This is a genomic window from Maribacter sp. (assembly GCF_016744255.1).
Taxonomy (GTDB): domain Bacteria; phylum Bacteroidota; class Bacteroidia; order Flavobacteriales; family Flavobacteriaceae; genus Maribacter_B.
Genome location: NZ_JADGES010000112.1, coordinates 1 through 10289 on the forward strand (window position 1 = coordinate 1; position 10289 = coordinate 10289).

Annotated in this window: 5 protein-coding genes; 3 read left to right on the plus strand and 2 right to left on the minus strand. The window is 34.0% G+C overall.

The genetic code is table 11. The features are described from left to right. Nucleotides 1-154: 154 nt before the first annotated feature. A complete protein-coding gene (locus QZZ51_RS14570; RefSeq protein WP_291870958.1) occupies nt 155-997 on the minus strand; it encodes an N-acetylmuramoyl-L-alanine amidase-like domain-containing protein in 843 nt (280 codons plus the stop codon). A gap of 33 nt (nt 998-1030) precedes the next feature. Next, nucleotides 1031-4549 (minus strand): TraB/GumN family protein, encoded by a 3519-nt coding sequence (locus QZZ51_RS14575; RefSeq protein ID WP_291870959.1) that lies wholly within the window; start codon nt 4547-4549, stop codon nt 1031-1033. A 194-nt stretch (nt 4550-4743) separates the two neighbouring features. On the opposite strand from QZZ51_RS14575, the gene hemH reads away from it, so the two are divergent. From hemH to QZZ51_RS14590, 3 genes are all read left to right on the plus strand, one after another. Beyond that, on the plus strand, nt 4744-5775 hold the full coding sequence (gene hemH / locus QZZ51_RS14580) for a ferrochelatase (protein ID WP_291870960.1): 1032 nt from the start codon (nt 4744-4746) through the stop codon (nt 5773-5775). Nucleotides 5776-5857: 82 nt separating this feature from the next. After that, nucleotides 5858-6961 (plus strand): lactonase family protein, encoded by a 1104-nt coding sequence (locus tag QZZ51_RS14585; protein WP_291870961.1) that lies wholly within the window; start codon nt 5858-5860, stop codon nt 6959-6961. Between the two features lie 134 nt (nt 6962-7095). After that, nucleotides 7096-10233 carry a glycosyl hydrolase gene (locus tag QZZ51_RS14590; protein ID WP_291870963.1) on the plus strand — a complete coding sequence of 1046 codons (3138 nt, stop codon included), beginning with the start codon at nt 7096-7098 and terminating at the stop codon, nt 10231-10233. Nucleotides 10234-10289: the final 56 nt, after the last annotated feature.

Genomic DNA, 10289 nt, shown 5'->3' on the forward strand with positions numbered 1-10289 from the left:
AGATTGAAAACATAAGGTCTCTATTGTGTTTTTGGAGGTATTTTTAATTTAAAATCCGATAAACGGTATTCTATACATCCGTATTTCGATTGCAAATGCCACTTGCAAACCCATGAGTTTGTAAACAAGATTTATTTTTGGAGATAAAAAGTAGTTATAAAGGTCTACAAACCATAATTCCTGTGTTTTTTTTTATTTTTTTTAGGTAATCCACTAATGGTTCTTTGGATACTTTAACTTCTCCTGAAGAAGAAGCATGTAGTAAATAAATTCTTCCATTTTTTTCTCGGGTTGCAATACCGGTATGTGTAATGTCTAGTCCTTTTATAGAAGTAGTAAGGGCAATTATATCGCCCGACTTAATTAGGTGTTCGTTGGCTTCAATTTGATCCTGTTCAAGAATACAAAGAGCTTCATTGTTTAAGAATTCTTCCGATGCTTTTATCTTTTTATAGTTTGCTTCGTTATTTTTTAGAAAAGGATATAATTCTCTATGGGTACTCATGAAATCTATTTTTTTATGGATTTCAATTCCTCCAATTTCGGAAGTAATGTTTTTAATTAACCCTTTCTTCTCATTATTAGCAATCCACTCCGAGAAGTAATGTAGTCTAGAAGCGTAACCATCTCGGTTACCATTTTTGTAACGTATTTTTTCGAGTGTTTTTGTAAAATCAGAAAAATTTGTTTTCTCATTCTTTAATACATTACTAAAGGATAAAACGTTTTCTACAAAAGTGGTGCAATCTAGTCCTTGCAGGTTAATTACTAAGGGTTCGCTCTCTTCAATTTCTAGTGTTTTGGCAACGTAAGGTGTTCCTAGAAATGTTTTTCCAACAGTAGTAATAGTTTTACCGAATTCTCTTTCTAAGAGCCCATTAATCTCTATTATTTTGGTTTCAAAAGCATCTTTATCTTTTGCGGAACATACCAGTTGTTGGGAGAAACCCATTTGAATAGTGAAAATAGCAATTAGGAGATGTAGTATATATTTCATTTTAGAAAAAAATTAGAATATAAAAGTACCAATTTAATATCCATAATTACCATAACCATTAGGCCTATAAATAATGGCGCGATTATGTTCTTTTAATAAAAACGTTTCTCTAGCATAATTTATAGTTTCTTCATCGGTATCCGTGTCTTCTATACGCATACCATTGTTTTTATAAAAATACTGTGTTTGTAGGCCTTTATCGTTTTCAAAAACAAGCATGTACAAATTATAGTTTTTATCATAGTCTTGATTACTTCGTTTTTTAAAATAATAAGCAGTCATCGTTTTTCCGTGGTAATTAAGTTGCTCGTTACACAAGTATTTTAATGGCGCTTTTTCTTTATTATAGACGCTGTTTCTAAAGAGTAAAGGCTCTGCTAAATGTTCTTGGGTTTTGTATAAGTCAGGAAATAAATGCAGCTTTTTTACTGCCTTAAGTTTGGCATATAATTGCATCCTAGAATTCATGTTTTCTGCTAATCCTTCGAGTATCTCACTAGGTATTATTTCGTTGTTTTTAGCTAATAATGCGGTATAGGTAGTTCGTATTTCAGGGTTTTTTACCATTTGCAATTGTGTAAAAAATTGTTGTACCGATTTTTCTTCTCTAAAAGGAAACAAGAGAACCACATAATCCTCTAAAACACTACTGGTTTTACTTTGTGTAGAACTTGGGTTTATAAAACGATTTTGAGTTTTTAAATCACCATCGACACCTAGTTGTCTTTTAAGAAGAATTTTTGCGTCGTTTACTATTTGCTTTTTATACTTTTTATAAACTTTAGGTTTAATATATCCGTTTGCTTTTAATTTAGCGAGTATAGAAAAGATTGGCGATTTGTATTCTTCAATAGCGCTATATTCTAATATCTCTGGAAATAGTTTTTTACCTAAAGCAAGACTATCGCTATAAGGTTTAAATATGGAATTTATTTGATGCCGATTAGAAGCCAAAGGTAAATCTGTAGACATTAAGTGCAATAATAAGGCAAGAGAAGTCTCCTCTTTATTATTAGCGATTGCCTTTAAAACTTTTGCTTGGGCATTAGAATTACTGTAGGACTTGGCATAAAAAGATTTAAAAAACGGAGCAAGATTAACCCCTTTAATTTTCCCTAATTCTTTTATTAAGTAGTTTTGTATTTCTTTTTGTTGTTTGGTGTATTTATGGTTTGTAATAAAATGCTTTAAAGAATCTACATTTTCATTATCAAACTTTACGTATCGGTAACCATCCATTGCCAAGCTATCATTTTCTCGTAAAGCCCTAAAGAAATCTGGAGTTTTATCTTTTAATATGTCTTGACCTATAATGGTGTCTATAGGTTTAAAATGGGTGTAGAAATTCTCTACAAATGCACTCGGCTTATGTACTGTGTCTATCGGTGTTTTTAATTCCCAAAGAAGGCCACCTTTGACAATGTTTTTAATTAGAATAGCCCTAGTACTTGCTGTGTCTGTAAGTGTTAATTGTAATTCGTATACTCCTTCTTTATACTTTTTCTGACTTACGTTTTTAAGAAGAAAGGTTTTCTTAGCATACAAACGCTTGCGTAATGCCCAGACGGAATCTATATTTTTAAACATCAACAAATCATGAGACTTATTCAATTGTACCCAAATAGATTCTTGGTTTTTGTTACTGTAAATAGTTTTCTTATGAAAGGGGTCGTATGGTTTGCTCTTTTTTTTATTGTAGTAGTTGGCATTACTGCTTTCCACAAATTTGGGAGGGCTAACCGTAGTTTTAGTGCTAAAAAATAAAGCGGTATCAATTACCGTATTAAAAGGTTTTTGGTATGTAGTTGGCGATAACTTTAATGAAGATAAATATGTGGTAGCTTCCTCTTCGTTTTTGGTAAGAACACCTAACAAGTAATAATTACCATTATTGAAAGTAGTCTTTAAATGTAGAAATTTATTTTTGCCTTTGTTATAAGGGGCTTTAGATATTAAATTTCTACCATCAAAGCCCTTGTATTCAGGGGTAATATTTAAGTCTTGGTAAAAACGTTTCTGTATTTGTTTTAGCTCAAAACTATCTTGCTCAATAAAATTAAAATCATTTATTGTTGCTTTTTTTAGGAAGAAGTAAGAATCTGTTATACTGTCATACCCTTCAATAAATCTGTTTCCAGCTCTAGAGCTATTCGTAAAGTTATGCAAAGAAGGCATGGTGATTTCAAAATCTTTAAAAACAGAAGTTAATTTTAACTTTTTAAAATTCATTTCTTTAAAAGAAATACTGTTAAAAATGGTGTCTGAAAATTGGGTCACAAAAGTGCCTTCGCCACCCATTTTAAATATAATAATTTCTAAAGGAGTCTTGTAAATATGATACCGTTGTTGGTCTCCATTTTTTAATTCATTTCTTATGTTAAGTCCCTTAAAACCGTTGCGCTCTATTTTTGTCTTTTCAGTGATTTTTCCAGGGATATTTTCGAAAAGTAATTGGTCAATATCTTCTAGAGAATAGATGTCTTTTTGTTTTAAAAAAGAATGGGTAGGAATCCTGTTTATTACTACAAAACTTCCATTAGCAAGATCAGGAGATACATATGTAGTTTTGTTAAAAGCGGTTATAGGATACATTTTATTAGGCAGAAGAAGACTAAAAAAATGGTCCTCAACCTCGTGGGTATGGAGCGTATTTATTTTTATTTTTTCTTCGAATTTAGTTTTTATATGTTGCCCTTTTTTTCCTGCTCTAGAAGTAAGTGCTTTTACTGTATACCCTTTTTTTTGCAAAAGATCTATAACCCCATTTTTTCCTGGTAAATGGGCGGCACCAATACCAGCAAAGACCTTGCCTAGTTGCATAACAGAATCTAAACTTTTAGTCATGTTTCTATTGCGTATATGTAGCATATTTTCTATATAATACGTTGTATGCATAGCGCGATCAATAGAATCTAAGAGGTTTATGTTTCTTTCTCTATAAGCATCTTGCAACATAAACATTGGATCTTGTAGTTGCATTTTTTTCTGTAACCACTCATCTGGTTTTTGCTTTACAGGATTAAGGCTAGCTCTCCCAACTAAGGTTGCGGCCTCTTCCATGTCTTCTAAGGCAACTACTTTTTTGTCGAATTTCTTAGCGGATTGGTATATAAACATATCCAGATACGTTTCCTCTTCAAAATTCTGAGAATGTTCATTAGTTCTAAAAAGGATATTATTAACAATACGGTCTTCTGCTGCTAAATAGGAGGCCATAATTTCTTTTCTGGGGTTGTTTATGATAAACGGATAGGTGTAAAAACCTTTAGTCATTAGTCCGTTTCCATGTCTCTGGATGGAGCTACCAATATCATCACTATCTAACCAAGTATTGGGATCCGATTCTAAGGCAATAATGTCACTCTTATCCAGAGCGTCATAAAAAACATCATCTAAGCGAAAAGCAATTTTTTTGCTCACATGCATGGTGCCGTATAGATAAGAGCTTTGCTGAAGACCATTTCCAGAAATTTCCCAAAGTAGACTATTCTTTTCTTGGGCGCATAAACCTAGACCTATAAGAAGGAAGATTAATGTAATTTTTAAGCGCATAAAGGGTACATATTTTATGAAGTACTTCTAAAAGAAGCACAACTAATAGCGTTATATAATAATAAACTTTTTATTAGCAATTTACACATTGTTCATAATAATTACTATTCCTTATACTATCATTAACAATGTCTAAGATAAAATTAACGTATATTCAATACAAGTAGTATTTTTGCAGCGGATAAAAAGAACAGATGAAAGGAATATTATTAGTTAACCTTGGGTCTCCAGATAGCCCAACAGCCAAAGATGTAAAACCTTATTTAGATGAATTTCTAATGGATGAAAGGGTTATTGATGTTTCTAAATGGTTACGAAATATTATTGTTCGGGGTATTATTTTACAGACAAGACCTAAAAAATCTGCTGAAGCTTATCAAAAAATTTGGTGGGAAGAAGGCTCTCCTTTGGTGGTTATATCCGAAAGATTTACGGAGAAAGTACAAAAATTGGTAGATATGCCAGTAGCATTAGGTATGCGGTATGGTAGTATGCCCATTAAAGGTGCTTTTCAAGAATTAAAGGAAAAAGGGGTAGATGATGTTTTATTGGTGCCTTTATATCCCCAATATGCTATGTCTTCTTTTGAAACCGTTGTGGTAAAAGCTTTAGAAGATAGAGATGCATTTTTTCCAGAAATGAAAGTAACCACTTTACCAGCATTTTATAAGAATGAAGATTACATAAAAGTCCTTTCGGAAAGTATAGCAGACGGATTAAAGGATTTTGATTATGATCATATTTTGTTCTCTTACCATGGTATTCCCGAAAGACATATTAAAAAGAGTGACCCAACTAAATTTCACTGTAAAATAGATGGTAGTTGCTGTTCTACTAATTCTGTGGCCCATCATAGTTGCTACAGGCATCAATGTTTTGAAGTTACTAAGAGAGTAAAAGCTTATTTGGGTTTGCCAGAAGATAAAGTAAGTCTGTCTTTTCAGTCTAGATTGCCAAATGACCCTTGGTTAAAACCATATACAGATTTTGAATTTGAGCGTTTCCCTAAAGAAGGAAAGAAAAAACTAGCGGTAATAACCCCTGCATTTGTTGCAGATTGTTTAGAAACCTTAGAGGAAATAGCTATGGAAGGAAAGCATCAATTCCAAGAAGCTGGAGGCGAAGATTATAAGCATATTCCTTGTTTAAATGATAGTGATGCATGGGTTAGGGTAATGGCAAATTGGTTGAAAGATTGGGAAACCACAGAAACACTCCCAGCGTAAAATAAATATTCAGCAAAGAATGTTGTATCTGTTTGGTTAGGAGATTTTTAAAATTATTTAATCGCTAATACATTGCTTTTTTATGAAGAAATATTATTTGGGTCTCTTATTCTCTATCTTATTAATCTACGCATGTAGAAAAGCGGAAACTATAAAAACTATACCTCTTTTTGTTGGAACATATACCGAAAATGGTAGTGAAGGTATTTATAACTATAATTTTGATACCCAGACAGGTGAACTTAAGAATAAAAAACTGTCTGTTGCTGTAGGAAACCCGTCTTTTTTGAAGGTTTCAACGAACAAAAAATATATATACGCTGTTGAAGAGACCAATAGGTATAAAAATTCTAGTGGTGGTGTAGTTGCCTTTTCTATTTTAGGCGATAGTCTTATAAAAATAAACTCGGATACCACAATAGGAGCACATCCTTGCCATATAGGATTATCCCAAGATGGTAAATTTCTTGCCGCTTCTAGTTATGCAGGAGGGAGTATTACAATTTTTAAGTTGGGAGACCATGGAGAGCTTTTGCCCAATTCTCAAGTCATTGATCATAAAATATTAGACAGTGTAAAAACATCTCATGCCCATGCTTCTCTATTCACCTCAGACGGGCTTTTTACTGCCGATTTAGGTTTAGATGCAGTTAAGAGATATAGTTTTGATGGGGATACTTTTGTAGCAGGAAATCAGGCATCTTTAAATTTACCCGATGGTGCAGGTCCGCGTCATTTTAAATTCAGTAAAAATGAAAAGTTTTTATATGTAATTAGTGAGCTTAATTCTACAATTACCGTTTTTCAGAAAAAGGAAAATGGAGATTATGTCTTAGTAGAAACAAAAGCAACATTAGATAAAAATTTTAAAGGGGATAGTTTCTGTGCAGACATTCACTTATCTAAAGACGGACAATTTTTATATGGATCTAACCGTGGGGAGAATACTATTGTAGTTTTTAAGATAGATGTAGATACTGGTAAACTAGGCTTGGTTGGTAGAGAAAGTGTACGCGGAGATTGGCCGAGGAATTTTGTTATTGACCCAACCAATAAATTTCTGCTGGTGGGAAATCAAAAAACAAATAACATTTCCGTTTTTAAAAGAGATATAGAAAAAGGAACTTTACGTTTTCTTTATGACGTTAAACTTCCTAGTCCAGTTTGTTTAGAGTTTGTGGAATAACGATGTTCTAAATTGTAGCAGTTACTGGGTTTTTATGGAGTTGGGCTGTGTAAAAGTAAAATAAGTCGCCGCGAAAAAAGGATAGCCCTGCAATATTTACTATTTTTAGGATGACTAATTATAAGATCCTAAAAATGAAAACTTTCTACTCTTGGCTAAGCTTTTCTTTGCTTGCTATTTTTCTATTGCCAATTTCTATTTCTGCACAAAAAAGAAAAAAATCAATTTCTGTAAGTCCATCTTATCCAGAGGAATTATATTCTAGTTTAGAATATAGATTAATAGGTCCTTTTCGTGGAGGTCGTTCCGCTGCAGTAACGGGAGTACCAGGAGAGCCTAACCTTTTCTATTTTGGAGCTACAGGTGGGGGTGTTTGGAAAACGGTAGATGGTGGCCGTACTTGGAGTAATATTTCCGATGGTTTTTTTGGAGGAAGTATAGGAGCCATTGAAGTAGCAAAAAGCGATAAGAATATTATATACGTCGGTGGAGGAGAAAAAACTCTAAGAGGTAATGTTTCCTCTGGTTATGGTATTTGGAAAACGGAAGATGCAGGGAAAACATGGGTGTCTGCCGGACTTAAAAATAGTAGGCATGTTCCGCGGATACGAATACATCCAACAAATCCTAATATTGTTTATGCAGCAGTTCTAGGCAATATATACAAGCCAACACAGGATAGGGGAGTTTATAAAAGTATAGATGGAGGCAAAACATGGAAAAAAACCTTATTTGTAAACCAACAATCAGGAGCTGTAGATTTAACGTTCGACCCTAACAATCCTCGTATTTTATATGCATCTACTTGGAGAGCCAAAAGAACGCCTTATAGCCTAAGTAGTGGCGGAGATGGTTCTGCGTTATGGAAGAGTACCGATAGTGGAGAAACTTGGAAAGATATTTCTAAAAATGAAGGTTTTCCAAAAGATACCCTTGGGATAATTGGGGTAACGGTATCTCCTAAAAATTCGGAACGTGTTTGGGCTATTGTAGAAAATAAAGAAAAGGGAGGTCTTTACCGTTCGGATGATGGGGGAAAGAAGTGGACACAAGTAAATAGCGAGCGTAAACTAAGACAACGTGCTTGGTATTATACCCGTGTTTATGCAGATACGGAAGATGAAGATGTGGTTTATGTATTGAATGTGCGTTATCATAAATCTACAGATGGCGGCAAGAGTTTTAATACTTTTAATGCACCGCATGGAGACCATCACGATTTGTGGATTTCTCCAGAAAACTCTAAACGGATGATTATTGGGGACGATGGTGGTGCTCAAGTATCTTACGATGGAGGGGAAACCTGGAGTACTTACTACAACCAGCCAACGGCACAGTTTTATAGAGTTACTACAGATAATGCTTTTCCATATAGAATATATGTAGCACAGCAAGATAATTCAACCTTACGAATAAAGCATCGTTCCGACGGCGGTAGTATTGGTGAAGAGGACTGGGAGCCAACTGCAGGAGGAGAATCGGCACATATTGCTGTAGATCCTAAGAATAACAATATTGTTTATGGTGGTAGTTATGATGGGTTCTTAACCCGTGTTAATCACGATAAAGGAACAGTTCGCGGTATTAATGTTTGGCCAGATAATCCAATGGGGCATGGTGCAGAAGGAATGAAATATCGTTTTCAATGGAACTTTCCTATTATTTTTAGCAAGCATAATCCTAAAAAATTATATACTTTTTCTAATCATGTACATGTAACCGAAAATGAAGGACAAAGTTGGAAACTTTTAAGTGGTGATTTAACAAGAAATGACCCCACAAAATTAGTTTCTAGTGGAGGGCCAATAACCCAAGACAATACAAGTGTAGAGTATTATTGTACCATTTTTGCAGCTAATGAAAGCCCGTTAAAAGAAGGCTTATTATGGGTTGGTAGTGATGATGGATTAATACATGTATCTAAAGATGGTGGTGCTAATTGGGATAATGTTACGCCTAGTAATATGCCAGAATGGAGTATGATAAATAGTATAGAGCCATCCGCTTTTAACGAGGGTACTTGTTATGTTGCTGCGACAAGATATAAGCTTGGAGATTTTCAGCCATATCTATATAAAACTACAGATTATGGTAAAACTTGGAGTAAAATAACGAACGGTATAAATAAAGAGCATTTTACTAGAGTAGTACGGGAAGACCCTAAAAGAAAAGGCTTGCTATATGCTGGTACAGAAACTGGAATGTATGTTTCTTTTAACGATGGAACTAGTTGGAGTCCTTTTCAGTTGAATTTGCCTATTGTTCCTATTACAGATTTAACGATTAAGGAAAATAATCTAATTGTAGCTACACAAGGGCGTAGCTTATGGATTATAGATGATTTAACAGTGCTGCATCAAATGGACGATGTTAAGAAAAACAGCAATTCTATTTTGTTTAAACCTAAAGATACGTATAGAACAAAAGGAAGGGCTTCTGAAAAGCCTTCAAAAACAGAAGGAGCTAATCATCCAAATGGTGTAATTACCCATTTTTATCTTAAAAATGTAACAGAGAAAGATAGTGTGCGTCTAAGTTTTACCTCTATGTCTGGCGATACATTGGCAACGTACAGTAATTCTGAAAAAGCGAAGGACAAAAAATTAAAAGTAAAAGAAAGGGGTAATACCTTTGTTTGGAATACGAGAGGAAAGGGAGCCAAGAAATTAGACGGAATGATACTTTGGTGGGCAAACTTAGATGGCGCAAAGGCGGTGCCAGGAAATTACAAAGTTTCCCTAAATTTTAATGGAAAAGACGAAGCACAAGAGTTCAAAATTTTGCCAGACCCAAGGGCAGAAGTCACGGTTGCGGACATGCAAAAGCAATTCGATTTTATAACCGATGTAAATGCAACTATTGAAAAAGCACATCAATCTATTGAGAAAATTAGAAAAGTTACCAAACAGTTGAATGCCTTTACTGAGCAATATAAAGGGAACGAGCAGACAAAAGCTTTGGTGGAAAAGGCTAAGAAAATGAAAGAAGATTTGGGAACGGTAGAAAAGGCATTATATCAAACAAAAAATAGAAGTGGGCAAGATCCATTAAACTTCCCGATTCGATTGAACAATAAATTAGGGCATTTAAACAGTTTAGTGGCTATAGACGATTTTCCGCCAACGGAACAAGATGTAGCAGTTAAAAATGAGCTGAAAAGTGAAATAGAGAAGCAACTAAAAGTGTTTGATGCTGTATTAAATAAAGAGCTTAAAGAGTTTAATAAGGAGTTCAATGCTTTAAAATTGCATTATCTTTTCGTAGAAGATTAATTTGTTCCCACCAGTGGGTTTAATAATCCGATGTTTGTATTGAAATGGTAAAAGTG